Source organism: Nonlabens ulvanivorans, assembly GCF_000732625.1.
Lineage (GTDB): Bacteria > Bacteroidota > Bacteroidia > Flavobacteriales > Flavobacteriaceae > Nonlabens > Nonlabens ulvanivorans.
This window is the reverse complement of the sequence record NZ_JPJI01000032.1, coordinates 432,350-450,487: the sequence shown is the minus strand read 5'-3', so window position 1 is coordinate 450,487 and position 18,138 is coordinate 432,350. Positions and strand designations below refer to the sequence as shown.

Annotated in this window: 12 protein-coding genes; 6 read left to right on the top strand and 6 right to left on the bottom strand. The window is 36.1% G+C overall.

Annotation, left to right across the window (positions count from 1 at the left end; translation table 11 throughout):
• Positions 1 to 21 precede the first annotated feature (21 nt).
• The gene (locus IL45_RS09135; RefSeq protein WP_200875710.1) at positions 22 to 1,467 is read right to left on the bottom strand and encodes a DUF5689 domain-containing protein; all 1,446 of its coding nucleotides are present in this window, start codon (positions 1,465 to 1,467) and stop codon (positions 22 to 24) included.
• Between the two features lie 11 nt (positions 1,468 to 1,478).
• Entirely contained in the window at positions 1,479 to 4,307 is a 2,829-nt protein-coding gene (locus IL45_RS09130; protein ID WP_036583051.1) for a carboxypeptidase regulatory-like domain-containing protein, read from the bottom strand.
• A gap of 127 nt (positions 4,308 to 4,434) precedes the next feature.
• Between IL45_RS09130 and IL45_RS09125 the strand changes: the two genes are divergently transcribed.
• Entirely contained in the window at positions 4,435 to 5,508 is a 1,074-nt protein-coding gene (locus IL45_RS09125; RefSeq protein ID WP_036583048.1) for an endonuclease/exonuclease/phosphatase family protein, read from the top strand.
• Between the two features lie 51 nt (positions 5,509 to 5,559).
• On the opposite strand, the gene IL45_RS09120 is transcribed toward IL45_RS09125, so the two are convergent.
• Positions 5,560 to 5,922, bottom strand: coding sequence for a YraN family protein (locus IL45_RS09120; protein WP_036583046.1), 363 nt, complete (start codon positions 5,920 to 5,922; stop codon positions 5,560 to 5,562).
• Positions 5,923 to 5,925: 3 nt separating this feature from the next.
• A complete protein-coding gene (locus IL45_RS09115; RefSeq protein WP_036583043.1) occupies positions 5,926 to 6,831 on the bottom strand; it encodes a S66 peptidase family protein in 906 nt (301 codons plus the stop codon).
• Between the two features lie 105 nt (positions 6,832 to 6,936).
• On the opposite strand from IL45_RS09115, the gene IL45_RS09110 reads away from it, so the two are divergent.
• The 3 genes from IL45_RS09110 (at position 6,937) to metG (ending at position 12,204) form a co-directional block, all read left to right on the top strand.
• A complete protein-coding gene (locus tag IL45_RS09110; protein ID WP_036583037.1) occupies positions 6,937 to 8,391 on the top strand; it encodes a DUF1800 domain-containing protein in 1,455 nt (484 codons plus the stop codon).
• 8 nt (positions 8,392 to 8,399) lie between these two features.
• Positions 8,400 to 10,004, top strand: a complete 1,605-nt coding sequence (locus IL45_RS09105; protein WP_036583034.1) for a DUF1501 domain-containing protein — start codon at positions 8,400 to 8,402, stop codon at positions 10,002 to 10,004.
• Positions 10,005 to 10,131: 127 nt separating this feature from the next.
• Entirely contained in the window at positions 10,132 to 12,204 is a 2,073-nt protein-coding gene (gene metG, locus IL45_RS09100; protein ID WP_036583031.1) for a methionine--tRNA ligase, read from the top strand.
• A gap of 70 nt (positions 12,205 to 12,274) precedes the next feature.
• On the opposite strand, the gene IL45_RS09095 is transcribed toward metG, so the two are convergent.
• Both IL45_RS09095 and IL45_RS09090 read right to left on the bottom strand, forming a co-directional pair.
• Positions 12,275 to 12,949, bottom strand: a complete 675-nt coding sequence (locus IL45_RS09095) for a hypothetical protein (RefSeq protein ID WP_146128627.1) — start codon at positions 12,947 to 12,949, stop codon at positions 12,275 to 12,277.
• 297 nt (positions 12,950 to 13,246) lie between these two features.
• The gene (locus IL45_RS09090; RefSeq protein ID WP_036583026.1) at positions 13,247 to 14,347 is read right to left on the bottom strand and encodes a TolB family protein; all 1,101 of its coding nucleotides are present in this window, start codon (positions 14,345 to 14,347) and stop codon (positions 13,247 to 13,249) included.
• 36 nt (positions 14,348 to 14,383) lie between these two features.
• Between IL45_RS09090 and IL45_RS09085 the strand changes: the two genes are divergently transcribed.
• Together IL45_RS09085 and IL45_RS09080 are read left to right on the top strand one after the other, a co-directional pair.
• Positions 14,384 to 15,625 carry a M28 family peptidase gene (locus IL45_RS09085; protein WP_036583024.1) on the top strand — a complete coding sequence of 414 codons (1,242 nt, stop codon included), beginning with the start codon at positions 14,384 to 14,386 and terminating at the stop codon, positions 15,623 to 15,625.
• A gap of 322 nt (positions 15,626 to 15,947) precedes the next feature.
• Positions 15,948 to 18,137, top strand: a complete 2,190-nt coding sequence (locus IL45_RS09080; protein ID WP_036583021.1) for a TonB-dependent receptor — start codon at positions 15,948 to 15,950, stop codon at positions 18,135 to 18,137.
• The last annotated feature ends 1 nt before the right edge of the window (position 18,138 follow it).

Here is an 18,138-nt window from a genome sequence, read left to right as displayed (position 1 = left end):
TAAAGCGAAATAATTCTTTTACTAATTACTAGTCATAGAGATGTTATCTAACTCATAAGTACCGTCAGTACCAGAATCTCCTGATCCTTCATAACGGAAAGCAATATGACCTGTACCAGTTACACAGTCCAATGATACGTTATCAGAGAAAACCCAGTTACCAAAGAACTCACCGTCATCAACGATAGTTGCGTCTGCAAGAGGTTTCCACGTTGCTGTAGCGATTCCTGCTGTTGTTCCATCCCAATCATCAGAATAAAGTACTTGCATTGTAGAACCATCAGAGAAGCTGTTAGAAGTTTCAAAAGAGAATACTTCACCTGTTTGAGCATCAAAGTCAAATTCTGGTGTGATTAACCAAGCGATTGTAGAAGCGTCATTTGAGTTAAATGATCCAACGTTAACACTTTTACCTAGTGAAGCATTTGTTCCTCCAGAAGTGTATACTTCCCAAGTTTCTGTACCAGCTTCTTGGAAGTTAGTCCATCCTGCAGGCATTGCTGCTGCTCCTGTAGATTGTGTTTCAAAGTTCTCGCTTAATAAAGTATTCGGTCCTGCAGCTGCTGCATTTCCACAAGAAACAGGTGTTAAATCACAACGGTTAGTATCTGTAAGGTCGAAGTCCTCAGGAGTATTTACATATAGTACATAAACATCATCAAAGAAATCTCTAGTTAATACGGCACTAATAGAACCTTTTCCATCAGGAATATTTAAAGCTTTAAAGTCAGAGAAAGTACTTGTCCATAAGTTTGCAGTCGCTCCAAAAGCATCATTACAGCTTTTAATACTACGCTCACCATCAAATTGGTCAAATGACTCAGCTGCAAATGATAAGTCGATTTGCTCTTCTACAAATTGTACGTTGTTCACTCTAACCCAAATAAGTTCTAGAGCATCAGAAAAGTCTGCAAATTCAACGTCCACAGGAACGATGTCTGCAACTAAGTTATCTCTTTTAATAACGTCAGTCTCACTTGATGCTGCGATACGCTCTATATCACTACCAGCACCAGCTACACCTAATGTGGTAACTCCATTTGAAGTTCCTACGGTAAGACCTGTTAACTTAACAAATACTTTTCTACCGAATTCATATCTTGTAAACAATGGGTTTACATCAATAGAAATGGCAAGACCAGCTGTAGGATTTTCTGTTTCATCTTGAATGATTAATTCTTTAAACCAGTTTCCTCCTTGATCGTCTGATATCACATATCCTGTAATATACTCATCTACTCCACTTGCTGATTGCTCAAAAGTAAAAGTATCATCACCACTTTGTGCAAGTCTAGATGCTACAGTGCTTAATGCAACAACGTTACCGTCAACAGTAATTGGTGTTGTGTCATTAAAAGTAGGTACTGTAAAATCATCATCTCCTACACAAGAAAATGTGATAGCGGCGATAAACGCCAGCGCTATTATTTTATGAAAAGCTCTCATATTATTTATTTTATTTTTCATCATTAATTTTATTAAAATCTTAGGTAAACGTTTAAGTAGTATGTGCGACCATTTCCATAGAAATAACGTGGTGCAAACACTTCAATTGGGTTGTTACTATCGTCTAGAACATCTTGATAATTTGCAAGACGACCTTGTTCAAATCCACCAGTTCTATATTCTTTACCTAGTACATTATTGATAGTCGCAAAGAAACCTACAAACTTGTCGCCTATTTTCCAAGATTTCCCACCTACTACATTTAATAGTTCATATGGGTTGAATTTTTCTTGTTTCAATAAGCCTCTAGCAATTTCTTCATCATAATTTGATACTGGTAAACCGTCTAAATCAGTCACAAAGTTTTCTGATCTTCTTAGTGGTGCAACGTCCACATATGAATTAGAGAAGAAGTTTGCAGTAGCACCTACCCACCAGTAATCTGGATCACGGTATTCAAAACCTACTTGATAAGCTTGTTCTGGTCCACCAGCGATGTGGTAATCTTTTAAATTAGTAGTTCCATCACCAAATGTTAAATCGACATTAGGAAAGTCATCACTATTTAAATAGATATTAGGATTGTTGCTATAAGTATTTGTACCAAATGCAGCAGCTGCTTTTAAAGCAATTGTTGGTGTTACTTGAACTTCCAGTCCTAGTTCTCCACCGATATTGCGACGATCTATGTTAGTCATCACTTCTTGTACAAAAGCGTTACCATCTTGAGTTGGAGCACCAGATAAACCTTCTACAAAATAGAAGCCTACATCCGTACCATCTTTAAATTGTGTGAAGTAACCTGTTAATCTAGCCTTTACAATAGGAGATCTATAGATATAAGATATATCTGTAGAATATACTGTCTGAGACTCTAGACCAGTTGTAGTATTATTGTTTTGTCTGGCATTAGGGAAAGCACTTCTTATTGTAGGAGCATCTGTTAAATAAGCTCCGTTAAAATCAATAAAGCTTTTACCACTTAATTTATAAGTAGCACCACCTTTAATTCCAAAGTTGGTAAAATCTAGTTGTTCTCCTTTTCCAAAAGAATTGTCAGCAAAGTTACCATTACGGAATTTACCATCTCTTTGATAAGAAGTTTGAGTAATGTTACCAGCTATATAGAAGTCAACCTTCTTAGTCTTAAACTGAGCTTGAGCAAATGCATCGATCTCATCAACTAATATGTCATAATTGTACTTATAGCGATCTCCTTCGCCTACAATACGATTAGGGTTGTTTAAATCTGATTGTGCCGCTTGATCTTGTGTTATGTTAGAGGTTTCTTGTGCAAAGAAATCTACATCTAGATAACCACCGCCACCTAAAAGATCATCTATTTTTGCATAGTTTTCACTTTTTAAATTACGATAGCTCACTCCACCTGTGAATAAAATATTATCTGTAATATCTGCAGTAAGAATTGAGTTTACCATTAAAAGATCGTCATCGATACGATCTTCTTGTATAGCATAAACACTAGTTCCTCCTTGTTGAGTAAATGAAGCGTTTGCTCTATAAAGTGCATCCCAATCTAACTGACCGTTACTTACAAACTCTTGTTGAGCTAGATAAGCATTAGAATAATCTAAACCATTACGTAAGAAATAACTAGGTAAATTTTGATAATAATCAGGATTAGGATTACGTGCACCACCTATGTAAGAATCTTGACCATCTAGAGTTACTAAACGAGTACCACCATTATCGATACGAGTGTTTCCTATACGACCAAATTGATATCCTACGTTAGTATTTAATTTCACTTTTTCATTGATTTGCCAGTTGTGGTTCAACATTAAAATAGGCTCTTCAATTTCTCTGATACGACTATTGCGTTTTTCACCATCGATATAACCCCAGTTAGGATTATAAGTAATTCCTCTTAAGTTTTTTACCTCTTCAGTCATTGGCGATTGTCTACCACGACGATTAGGAGTGTACATACCTGTGAAGTTTAAGAAATGATTGTCATTAATCTTTTTCTCTACAGATAGACCTATAGAATTTGCATCATATACGGTACCATCTATAAATCCTTCTTCTCCAGCTCTACGTGAGGCACTTATTGAGTATGCCCATCCATTACTTTTCAAGCCACTATTGTAAGTTGCCATAAAGCGACCTGTGTAACTACGGTTACCAGCAGCATATGAAATACGACTACCTTCTCTTTGTTGAGAAGCACGCATATCAATACTCTGAACACCACCTAAACCACCAAATGTATTATCTGCAGCAGATAATCCCATAGTAAAGTTTTGGTTACGTTGTAAGTCATTTAATCCACCCCAATTACTCCATTGTGGTCGTCCAGAAAAAATCTTGTTCATAGTTAGTCCATTAATAAGGACACGACCATCTTCACTATTCAATCCACGAGGCCTAAAGAATGTCGCACTAAAATCAAATGCTGCCGCTCTTAAGAATATATCTCTTGAAGATTGTAAAAGTCCAGATACATTGTTTGCAGCATTCTGGTCATCAGACAGATCATTTTCTGTTAGTGAAATAACACCTGCAGTTTGTTCTTGATCACTAAAATCTACTCTTAAATAAAGTGGATCAATATTAACTGGTGTTAATTCATTTACAACAATAGGTAAAGTACGGTTGTAATGATCAGCTGCACTAACTTGCATTTTCTGATCTCCTTGTGGGATACCGCTAGCAAAATTAAAGAAACCATCAGCATCAGTAGTTGCTGTAAACTTGGTTCCTAAGATTTCAATCAGCGCTCCTTTAATAGGTTCTTCGGTTGATTCGTCAATTACTCGACCTTTTACCACTTGGGCACTCGCAATAGAGCCGCAGACCAGTAAAATCAACAAAATCAACTTGCTAATTTGTTTATTCATAAGAGTTGTTTATTAATATATCGTTATTAATGGGCTGCAAAAGTACGTTTTTCTATGGTTAACAGTACCTTTGGCGCGGCGTTTGTATAAATGTTTACATAATGTTAATCTAAGTTAATTAAAAGAAATGTATAAATATCTCATTACCAGTGCTTTTGTTTTTTTCGCTTTCGCTAAAGCGTCTCATGCACAACAAGATAACAATGACACAAAACAGTATAAAATACAAACTGTTGCGTTTTACAATCTAGAAAATCTTTACGATACAGAAGATGATCCTACAATCAATGATGAAGCCAGCCCTATGATGGAAATGGCTGAAGGATTAAGAGAAGACGTGTATCAAAAGAAATTAACAAACATGGCACGTGTTCTTAGAAAAATTGGTGCAGATAAGTCGGGAACTGCTCCTGCTTTAATAGGTGTTTGTGAAGTTGAAAACCGTAAGGTACTTGAAGACCTTGCGAGCCACGAGCTATTAAGAGACTATGATTATGGTATAGAACATTACGATTCTCCAGACAGACGTGGTATTGATGTCGCTTTATTATATAAGAAGAGTGAATTTAAAGTGATTAACTCTCAGTCGAGACGTTTAGACATATCAGATCCTGGTAGTGGTCGCCGTATTTTTACTCGTGATCAGTTAGTGGTAACAGGAGAGCTTAATGGCGATCTTATGAGTGTTATCGTTAATCACTGGCCATCACGTAGCGGTGGCGAGATGCGTAGTAGAGCAAAACGTGTTGCAGCAGCAGCCTTAAATCAGCAAATTATCGATTCCTTGCACGTAACTAATGCGATGGCCAAAATAATGACCATGGGAGATTTAAATGATGACCCTACTAATGAGAGTGTTCTTAAAACATTAAATGCACAACAAGATCAGGAAGACGTAAAGCCTCAAATGATTTATAATCCATACATCCAAATGTTAAAAGATGGTTTTAACACGCTTTCTTACAGAGATGCAGGAAATATTTTTGACCAGATCATGCTTACTTATCCTTTATTAAAAAAAGCAGATCAAGAAGGTTACTTCTATTATCATGCTGGAATTTATAATCCTAGTTTTATGACTAATAAATCTGGACGCTATAAAGGGTATCCGTTACGTAGCTATAATAATGGTAGTTTCACTAATGGTTTCAGTGATCACTTTCCTGTATATGTATATCTTATAAAGGAAGAGAAAGAATAATAATCTCATCACACTATAAAAAAAGCAGCCCAAAGGCTGCTTTTTTTATTTCTAAAAATGATAGAAAGCATTTTCTAAATGTTCGACTTTTGTTCCTGCTTTATTTTTTATAATGGCGATAATATCAAATCTAGCCTCGATATCATCACCAGCATGATGTTCAATATAATGGTCTGCAGTGGATACCAGTCTTTTAATTTGAGCAGGCTTTAAAAAATCTTGTGGATCACCAAAATCTAGTGTAGAACGCGTTTTTACTTCGACTATGACTATGGTATTTCCTTTTTGTGCGATGATGTCGATCTCTCCTTTAAGATACACATAGTTTGTGGTAAGAATGTCATATCCATTTTTAAGCAAGTAGTTCACAGCTATTTTTTCTCCTTCTTTCCCTAGTTCGTTATGATCTGCCATAATTTAATAAGTGAAAGTGATATGATTCTTTTTAATGGAAACATGCATATCTGTGCCTAGTTTTAGGCTACGGTTATCTTTTATATGCCCAGCAGGGAAATTAAAAATCACAGGATAATGATAACTAGCAGTTATGTCTTTGATAATCTCCACCGCATTTTTACCAAACGGAATTTTGTGATCTCTCATATCAGTCATTCCACCTACGATTAAACCTTTGAGCTTATCTAAATGCCCAGCTCTTTTAAGTCCATACATCATACGTTCTATATGATATACATACTCATCTATATCTTCTATAAATAGAAAACACCCATCGGTATTTGTAAAACTTTTAGAGCCTAATAGACTGTAGAGAATAGATAAATTTCCACCTACCACACGAGCTTTAAGTTCTTGAGGTTCTATATTGTTATCATTTGTAATAGATATACTTTGAGAATGACCTGTTAAGGCTTTTTTAAAACTATCTATACAAGATTGTGATTTGTCTTTAAGTTCTAATGGCATAAAGCTATGTAAACTCGTGAGATCCATCTTTTGTAAATGACTGTGTAGTATCGTAACATCTGAGTAACCTATGATTAGCTTTTTAAAATTCGCTTTCGCGAAAGCGGAAAAATCAACATCATCGATGATCTGCACGGTACCATAGCCACCACGAGCAATCCATATGGCGTCGATATCTTCATCATTTAAAGCATCTTGAAAATCAGTAATTCTTAAGCTAGTTGTACCGCCAAATTGATGATTTATGGCTCCTATAGTTTTACCATAACTCACGCGTAAACCCCATGATTCTAATAACTCATGTGCTGGCTTTAAGTCAGCCTGAACAGCGCTTCTTGCTGTACAAAGAATTCGTACATGATCGTTACTTTTTAAACCGGTATATGTATATTCTCTCAATATCAGTGATTTAGCTTGATGTGTTCTACGTGAATTTATACTAAAAGTCTTAAAACTAAGTTAAGGAATATATATCTTTATCATTAATACTTAATGTGCTAGCTTATGGAAACTTTTACATCTTGTAACACAGCTACCTTATCGCCTTATGTTCCTACGACAACAAAACCATGGAATATACAACGAGTAAGGCATGTAGTAAAAAGACTGGGATATGGGCTAGACGTCGCACAAGAGAATGCCATTTTATCTCAATCACCTACTACATTTGTAGATACTTGGATTACAGATTCTATTAATTATATGAATACACCAGCGCCGGTTTGGGGCAACTGGGCACAATCTGATTATACAGATTTTAATAGCGAGGCATTTCCTCAAATGGTAGAATGGTTGAAACAAACCTTTGATGATTCTCTTAATCTTAAATTAAGAGCTAAAATGACGCTTTTTTGGCATAATCATTTTGTGACTAAGGCAGATGATTATCAAGCGCCATCATGGCTATATCAATATTATGATCTATTGCAAACTCATGCTTTAGGTAATTTTAAAACGCTTACTAAAGAGATCGGTAAGAATGAGGCCATGCTGGTTTATCTTAATGGAGTGCTTAACAATAAATGGAGTCCAAATGAAAATTATGCTCGAGAACTTTTTGAGTTATTCACTCTAGGAGCAAATAATAACTATACACAAACAGATATTGTAGAAGCGGCAAGAGCTTTAACAGGATATAATAGCTGGACCCAATTGGGCGCACCTATTGTATTTCAAAGTTCTACATTTGATAATACAGATAAAATAATTTTCGGTAGTGCACCTACTAATTTTGATCATGACAATTTAATAGATCATCTTTTCAGTGTTAGAGCAAATGAGATTTCAGATTTTATCGTAAAAAAAATATATAGAGCTTTTGTGAGTCCAGAGTTGCCTTCACAGACTATAATTGATCAATTAGCGACAACATTCCGCACTGGGAACTGGGAAATTGTACCTGTTTTAAGACAGCTTTTTAAGAGTGAGCACTTTTTTGAAGATGATGCTATAGGTTCTAGTATTAAAGATCCAATGGATTGCTTTTTAACTTTTATAAAAGAGGCTAATTTTCCATACACACCACAACAACTTGAAGTATTGGTATACTATTCGGCAAACTTAGGTCAAGAATATTATAATCCAGTAGATGTTGCAGGATGGCAAGGTGATCGCGATTGGATCAATAGCAGCACGATAACAGGTAGGTGGCAAGGCTTAGAATATATTATGTGGACCACATGGAATCTAGATCAAGAGCTATTTAGAAACCTAGTTATTTCTATAGCAAGTTCTAATAATGATCCTGCGGTTATCGCTCAAGAAATGGTGGATCGATTTGTTCCAAAAACATTGCATACTACGGCAGACTATGCTCTAGCAACACAAGTATTTAAAGGAGATGTGCCTCAAAATTATTATGATAATATGCAATGGAATCTTCAATGGGGTTCTGTTCCTTATCAAGTGGTTTTATTACTGCAACACATTTTTAGAATGCCAGAATTTCAACTTAAATAATTAGCGCTATGTGTGATACTCATAAAAAACATCAAGACCCTAATTCACAAGCGCATCATGAAGAACATGAAGCCTGGAGCCGTAGAACTTTTTTACAAGCCCTAGGTATTGCCGGTGCAGGAACATTTGCATTAGGTGGAGCTCAGATTTCTAGTGCGATGGCTAGCCCTATTACAGCGGCGTTATCATCTAGTACAAATGATCGTGTTTTAGTATTAATAAGGCTTAAAGGTGGAAACGATGGTTTGAATACAATTGTCCCATTAAATCAGTACGGTACTTATGCTTCTCAACGACCTAACATCGCACTTGCTCAAAGCAGCCTCTATAATTTATCGACAGACTTTGGGTTGCCATCGTACATGAGTAGTTTACAATCTCGATGGGGAAATGGAGAGATGAAAGTTGTACATGGTGTAGGATATGCAGGCCAGGATTTATCACATTTCAGATCTAGTGATATATGGGCAAGCACAGATGCTGTAAATAATGAAGAAACCGGATGGATGGGTAGATTTTTTGAAAATGAGTATCCTAATTTTTTATTGAGTCCGCCAGCTATTCCGCCGGCGATACAAATAGGTAGTTTAGGTAATCTAGCTTTTGAAGGTATACAAACTAATTATGCCTTTTCTGTGGCAGATCCACAACAGCTTTATAATCTAGCACAAAACGGATGGCAGCACGATGCGTTGAATGTGCCACCATGTACTTATGGAGACCAGTTAAGCTTTTTAAGAACTACTACTAACACCACGTTTGCTTATGCAGGTGTTATCAATACTGCATATCAAGCAAGTACAACACAAGCCACATATGGAAATCATACCATTGCAGACCAGCTGGCAATTGTTGCAAGATTGATTAAAGGTCAATTAGGAACTAAGGTTTATATGGTAACCTTAGATGGGTTTGACACACATGCAAATCAAGCTAGTACTCATGCAGATCGTATGCAAAAATTAGCAGATTCAATTGACGCTTTTTATACAGATCTTGCGGCCTACGGAAATCAGGATGAAGTATTGTGTATGACTATATCAGAATTTGGTCGTCGTGTAGAAGAAAACGGTTCTAACGGTACAGACCATGGCGCTGCAGCACCTATGATGCTTTTTGGTGGTGGATTAAACGGTAATGGCTTTATAGGATCGCATCCTAGCTTAACTAATCTAGATGCAAATGGTAATATGATCTATAGCACAGACTTTAGAGATATATACTCTACCGTTATGAAAGAATGGTTGTGTATTGATCCTACAGTGGTAGATCAGGCGATGCTTAATGGTAATTATAACAATATAAATTTAGGATTTAATTGTACTACTTTATCAAATCCATCTTTTGAAAATCAAGATTTTAAACACTTTGTGGTCAATAGACAGGACAGCGATGTGCTTTATCTAAAAATGGATGTAGGGCGCAAGTTAGATATTAAGGTTTATAATTTCATGGGCCAGCAAATAGGTCAATTAGCAAATGAATATTACATGCCTGGTGTTCATGAGATTGATATAAAAGCAACGCTACAAACTCGATTAGCATCTGGTAATTATATCTACAGAATTAGTTCTGGTACAGATCAGTACTCGAGCCAGTTTTTGATACGATAGCTCACTGATTATATATTGATTTGTGTTTACGCTTTCGCGAAAGCATCATTATAACCATCAACCTGCTATAAAAACACGTGCATAGCTGTTTCATTAATCGTAAATTTGCAACTCTCAAAATAAGTTCATGAGCAGTCAACAACGATTTACGATTACGGCAGCATTGCCATATACTAACGGTCCAGTTCATATAGGTCACCTTGCAGGTGTGTATGTGCCTGCAGATATTTTTGCACGTTACCAGCGCATGCGTGGTAGTGATGTAGCCTTTATTTGTGGTAGTGATGAGCATGGTGTTCCTATTACTATTAAGGCAAAAAAAGAAGGTATTACTCCGCAAGAACTGGTAGATCGTTATCATAAAATTATAGGCGACTCTTTTGAAGAATTTGGGATCACCTTTGACCATTATGGTCGTACTAGTTCTACAGAGCATCATAATACAGCAAGTGCTTTTTTTACAACACTCTATAATGACGGTAAGTTTATAGAACAAGTAACAGAGCAATTATACGATCCAGAAGCAGACCAGTTTCTAGCAGATCGTTTTGTGGTCGGGACTTGCCCTAAATGTGGTAATACAGAGTCTTATGGAGATCAATGTGAGAAATGTGGAACTTCCCATAATGCGACAGATTTAATAGATCCTAAAAGTGCTATTACAGGTAATATACCAGAACTTAAGGAAACTAAACACTGGTTTTTACCACTAGATGAATATAGCGACTGGTTAAATGAGTGGATTGTTGAAGGACATTCTAAGGATTGGAAAGCTAACGTTTTAGGTCAAGTGAAAAGCTGGATTACAGATGGTTTGCATCCACGTGCCGTGACGCGTGATCTAGATTGGGGAATTCCAGTTCCTGTAGAAGGAGCAGATGGTAAGGTGTTATACGTTTGGTTTGATGCTCCTATTGGCTATATCTCAGCGACTAAAGAATGGGCAGCTCGAGAAGGCAAAAATTGGGAAGATTACTGGAAAAAGGATGATACAAAACTATTGCACTTTATAGGTAAGGATAATATTGTTTTTCACTGTATTATTTTCCCTGCAATGTTAAAAGCGCATGGCGATTATGTGATGCCAGATAATGTGCCAGCAAATGAATTTTTAAATCTAGAAGATGATAAGATTTCTACTTCTAGAAACTGGGCCGTTTGGTTACATGAGTATCTAGAGGATTTCCCTGGACAGCAAGATGTGTTACGTTATGTATTAACGGCAAACGCACCAGAGACTAAGGATAATAATTTTACTTGGAAAGATTTTCAAGCGAGAAATAATAATGAGTTAGTGGCAAACCTAGGAAACTTTGTAAACCGTGTTATAGTATTGACTAATAAATACTACGACGGTATTGTTCCTGAAACGGCTAATCTTGCTCAAAGAGATCTAGATGTTTTAGAACAAATCAAAGCATTTCCTAAAACCATAGGTGATAGTTTAGATCGTTACCGTTTTAGAGAAGCATTGCAAGAATTAATGAACTTATCCAGTATAGGTAATAAATACATTGCCGAAGAAGGATTAGAACCATGGAAACTAGCTAAAACAAATCCAGAGCAAGTGCAAAACATTATGTATGTGTGCTTGCAACTTACTACAGCACTTGCTATATTAAGTGAACCTTTCCTACCGCATACTTCAAGTAAGTTAAAAAGTATGCTCGGTTATTCTTTACTTGATGCAGAATCTGCTAGTTGGATTCGTGTAGCAAGCTCAGAACCATTACTACCATCCAACCACAAAATCAATAAAGCCGAGTTGCTTTTCTCTAGAATAGAAGATGAACAGGTAACCGCACAATTAGAAAAATTAGAAGCTACTAAAGCTGCAAATGCGGCAACAATTCCTAACCTTATGCCACAAAAAGACGAGACTAATTACGACGATTTCATGAAAATGGACTTGCGAGTAGGAGAAATTCTTACTGCCGAGAAAATGCCTAAAACAGATAAGTTGATGGTCATGACCGTAGATACTGGAATAGATAAAAGAACTATCGTTTCTGGAATCGCACAGCATTTTAGTGCTGAGGAATTAGTAGGTCGTAAAGTAACCGTACTGGCAAATCTTGCTCCTAGAAAACTACGTGGTGTAGAATCTCAAGGAATGATTCTCCTTGCCGAAGATCCAGAAGGAAAACTAGTCTTTGTAAATCCAGATGATGCCGTTGTGAATGGTGCTACTATAGCATAAATTTATTTCCAAAGGGCAGACTTAAGTCTGCCCTTTGGAAATAAATACTACCTACTAAACTAATATTTAATTATTCAGGATATATAACTTCCCAAATAGTTCCATCTATTTCATCAAAACGGATGACACCAAAATTTTGATCATAATAGATAACATTAATATTATGTAATAAATTTGAAGTGGTTGAACTGGAATTCCTAACCTGATTAGATCCGGAATCAAATTTAACTACTTTGTTGAAATGCATATTATTTACTTGAAACATTCCAACTTCTGTAAATTCATTTTCTCTTAAAAATAGATTTGCCGGATTCTGACTTCCTGAAAGTCCAAATCCATTAATTGAAACGTTCCATAATGGAAAATTAAGCGATTGCTTAAATGAAGAATGGCTTTTATTGACGTAATAATGCATTTGTTCTCTATACGTATGAATATTCGTGTCGTGCTCTAGCAATGTCATTTTAATCACTTGACTATCAAATGTATGCTGAGGTTTGCGATTATTGCCTGAACTGAGAAAGAATCCTGGTCCAGAAATAGGATAATATCCTCTAGCACAATTATCAACTTCCGTTACCTCAAAGTTTAGTATTTCATTGTTGTTGTTCCTATATTGGATAATTTGACCTTCAAAATAGTTGTAAGAAATACTCTTTTCCTCTTGCTCTTTTGTGAATGAATAAGTCGGATTTGTAAAATTGCATCGCTCTTTTACATCATCTTCAGAGCAACCTGAAATCAAAACAAGTTGAAAAATAATAATAGAAAATGTAATTGATTTAAATATTTTGTAAGTCATTACATCAAATTTTAATATTTAAATGTAACGATTTCATATCAAAACTATTGCATTTTTGATTCTGACATAGAATAAGCTAGTCATTATCATGAAGAACAAAAAGTCGTATGTTAGTAACCAATATTAATTTTCAGATAGATTTTCATATTTGACATGCTATCTATTTGTGTTGGTATTGACTAAATATAATTGCGAAAAATCTAGCCAAATTCCCAGCAACCCCAAAACCTAATTACCCAATTAATCCTTCCACTCTGCAATAAAAAGATTCGTATCGCGTCCACCGCCATTATTGCGATTAGAAGAGAACGCTAGGTATTTACCGTTGTTTGAGAATACTGGAAATGCGTCAAAAGTCTCACCGTGAGTAATACGTTCTAGACCAGTTCCGTCCGTATTAATCATGTAAAGATTGAAAGGAAAACCGCGTTCTGCCTCAAAATTAGATGAGAACAACACACGCTTACCATCTGGTAAAAAGAAAGGTGACCAATTAGCATTTCCTAACTGCGTTAACTGGCGTAAATCAGATCCGTCTGCATTACAAATGTAGAGTTCCATCTCTGTAGGCTGTACTAATCCTAATTTCAATAAATCTTTATATTCTTTGATTTCAGCTTCGGTCTTAGGTCTTGAAGAACGGAAAATGAGTTGTGTACCATCTGGTGAGAAGAATGCGCCACCATCATAACCTAATTCATAAGTGATTTGCTTCACATTACTACCATCTATATCCATAGTGTATAATTCTAGATCACCACTACGATCACTTGTAAACACTATTTTATCGCCTTGCGGAGAAACAGTAGGCTCTGCATCATAACCTTTTTCGTCAGTTAATTGAGCTGTGATATTTCCTTCTAGATCTGCTACAAAAATGTCATAGCTGTCATAAATAGGCCATACATATTTCCCGTTTTCTTTCAATGGAGTATCTGGACAATCATCCATCGCAAGGTGCGTACTTGCATAAATGATATGCTCATTATCTGGTAAGAAATAAGCACAGGTCGTTCTTCCTTTACCAGTAGAGACCATTTTAGGCACGCTATTGCGAAAGCTATCTCCATTATTCATCAAGAACATTTGATCACATTCTACATCCCAAGCGGTGTTGTTGCTTTGAAACACCAGTTGTTTATCATCAAAACTCCAGTAAGCCTCGGCATTATCGCCACCAAAGGTCACCTGCTGGATATCCTTAAAATGATTTTCACCTTCCATGATCAATGGATTGTCATTGACTTTTTCTGCTTCAGTTGTAGCTGCTGCTTCAGTATTTACAGAGTCTTTACAGCTTATAACAGCCATTAATGCGATTAGAAATAGGAACGTTCTCATGGATGATTTAATTTTGAGCAAAATTACAAGCTAGATATGAGAATCGCGACACTTTTTATAGCCATTTGTTTATTAGTCTCTTGCAAGACAGAAGTGAAATCTTTAGAACCTGTAAAAGGTAACATGAAAGCCGATGTGGTTTATCTAGCATCAGACGACTTGCAAGGTCGTGAGACTGGTACTTCTTATGAATTACAAGCAGCAGATTATATTGCAAAACGCATGAAAGAATCTGGTCTAGAACCTAAAGGTAATGAAGGAACTTATTTCCAGACTTTTTCTTTTAAACCTTCAAGCGATCCACATCAAGAAGCTGCCTTTACAGATGAGAAAGGCGATGCATTTCTTACAGGAACTAACGTTCTAGGTTATATTGATAATGGCGCTGCACAAACAGTAGTAATAGGTGCGCACTATGATCATTTAGGAATGGGCGGCGAAGGTTCTTTACATCGTGAAGGAGAAGCTATTCATAACGGAGCAGATGATAATGCGAGTGGTGTTGCGGTTATGTTAGATCTAGCTTACGAATTGAAAACGAGCGATAAAAAAGGGAATAACTACTTATTCATGGCATTTTCTGGTGAAGAAATGGGATTATTAGGTTCTAATTACTTCACTAAAAACTCGACAATTGCTCTGGATTCTATTACCTACATGATTAACATGGATATGGTGGGCAGGCTAAATGAAGAAAACACTTTAGCAGTTTATGGAACAGGAACTTCGCCGCGATGGAACCAAATCATTAACGCAGTTAATAAAGATTTTGAACTGGCATTAAGTGAAAGTGGAGTAGGACCTAGCGATCATACATCGTTTTACTTAAATGATATACCAGTTTTACATTTCTTCACTGGTCAACATGAAGATTACCACAAACCAGGCGACGATGCCGAGAAATTGAATTATGATGGGATGCAAAAAATCTCTGATTATATCTTAAGAATCACTGCAGAGTTTGATAACGCTGGAAAACTAGCCTTTAGAAAAACAAAAAACGAGAGCGAAGAAGTGCCGCGTTTTAAGGTAGGTCTAGGAGTCGTGCCAGATTATTTATTTACCGGAAAAGGAATGCGTATCGATGGAGTAAGCGAAGAGAAACCAGCACAAAAAGCAGGATTGTTGAAAGGTGATGTCGTTGTAAAACTAGGTGATAGTACTATAGTAGATATGATGAGTTACATGCGCACATTAGCAACATTTGATAATGGTGATAAGACTATGGTAACCGTTGATCGTGATGGTAAAATGGTGGAGAAAGAGATTGAGTTTTAGGCTTATGAATTATTTAGAGATTGAGCGTTTCTAGTCTCGTTTAAATTTAATTCTCTTTTTGTTTTTCTATTTACATTTTCAGACTACTTTTGCACCCAATCTCAAGGGGTGCTTTTAGAAATAAAGGCTGAGATAATACCCAAGGAACCTGGGCGAGTAATGTCGCTAAGGGAAAAGATTTAAGTTAGTTGATTTGTGTGCTATAATTTCGCTTTCGCGGAAGCAGGCTTCGCAACTATCTTTATCAAGAGAATCCTTCAAACATTTTATTTTAATCAAACCGAATAAATGCCCCTTTTATTTGAACTTAAAAAAAGTTCTAATGAAACATTTATCTCGCGTTGTAATTGCTATGGCATTAACAGTAACCGGCCTAGCAACAGCGCAAACAACACAAGAAGCAGACACCACAAAATCTGAAAAACTAGATGCGGTGCTTGTAAAAGCTGTACGTGTAAATGCAAAATCGCCTATCACACACAGTAACCTTACTAAAGAGGAAATTGCAAAACGTAACTTAGGACAAGACATTCCTATGCTACTTAATTTTTTACCATCTGTGGTTACCACCACTGATGCTGGTGCTGGTATAGGTTATACAGGATTAAGAGTACGTGGTGTAAGTTCACAATCTACTAACGTGACCATCAATGGTATTCCTTATACAGATGCAGAATCGCTAGGTACATTTTGGGTAAATCTAGGAGACTTTTCTTCTTCTGTAGAGAGTTTACAACTACAGCGTGGAGTAGGAACTAGTACTAATGGTAGTGGTGCCTTTGGAGCAAGTATTAATGTATTAACTGATGCAGTTTCTAAAGAATCCAGCGGTGAAATCTCTAATTCTATAGGTAGTTTTAATAGTAGAAAACACACTGTAAAGTTCTCAACAGGTCTCATGAATGATCACTTTGAGATTGCAGGTAGATTGTCTAACATACAATCTGATGGTTATATCGACAGAGCGACCTCAGACTTAAAATCGTATTTCTTACAAGGTGCTTATGTAGATGATAATACCTTAATTAAAGCGGTGACTTTTGGTGGTAATAATGTCACTTATCAATCTTGGTTTGGTATCGATAAGGCAACGCTTAGAGAAAACAGAACCTTTAATCCAGCTGGTCAATATGAAGATGAAAATGGTGTCACTCAATTTTATGATAACGAGGTAGATGATTATAGACAAGATCACTATCAATTACACTGGAACCAGCGTTATAATAGAAACTGGTCTACTAACATAGGATTGAACTATACTTACGGACGTGGATTCTTTGAGCAGTTTAAAGAAGATGATGACTTTTCTACCTATGGATTTGATGAACTAACAGTTGATGGACAGACCGTAAATACAACAGATGTAATACGTCGTCGCTGGTTAGATAACGATTATTATGTTTTTAATGCGAGCGCAAATTATAAAAATAGAAATCTAGACATGATTTTCGGGACATCCATCAGTCATTATGACGGTGATCATTATGGTGAAGTGATATGGGCAAGATTTGCAAGTCAAAGCAATATTAGAGACCGATATTATGATGGTAATGGTAAAAAGAATGACTTCTCTGTGTTCTCAAAAGCTACTTATAAGCTTAATGATAAAGTTCAATTGTATGGTGACTTACAGGTAAGAAACGTAAATTATTCTACGTCTGGGATTACATCAGATCTTGTAGAATTGTTAGTTGATGAGAATTACACATTCTTTAATCCTAAGGCTGGTGTAACGTATAGGTATAATGATAATAATGATTTATACCTATCGTATGCAAGAGCAAATAGAGAGCCTAATAGGAACGATTTTGAAAGTGACTCTTCTATCAGACCAGAACAGTTGAATGACTTTGAACTAGGATGGCGTCACAAAGAAGGCAACTTCTCCTTCAATGCAAACGGTTACTTAATGTTATATAATGAGCAATTAGTGTTAAGTGGTGAGTTAAATGATGTAGGTGCACCATTAAGAACTAATAGTGGTGAAAGCTATCGTTTAGGTCTAGAATTAGAAGCTGTAATACCAGTTAATAGTAAACTTACGATCCAGCCTAATCTAGCTTTAAGCAGCAATAAGAATAAAGAAACCATAAGATCATTTGATGGTGAATTGCAAAATCTAGGCAGTACTGATATCGCTTTTTCACCAGAAGTAGTAGCCGCAAATGCTATCGTTTTTCAACCTATAAAAAATCTACAAGTTTCTTTACTTAGTAAGTTTGTTGGTGAGCAGTTTATGAGTAATACTGAGGCGCAAGAATCTAAATTAGACAGCTATTTTACAAATGACATCAATTTAATTTACACCATTAAGCCACGATCAGTTTTTAAAACTATTGTGCTTACTGCACTAGTAAATAACATCTTTGATGAGAAATATGAGTCTAACGGTTATTACTTTACCTATGATGACGATTTCTCTAATCCAGGCACCATCACAACTGTAGAAGGTAATGGATTCTATCCTCAGGCAGGTATTAACTTCTTAACTGGAGTAACACTTACTTTTTAAA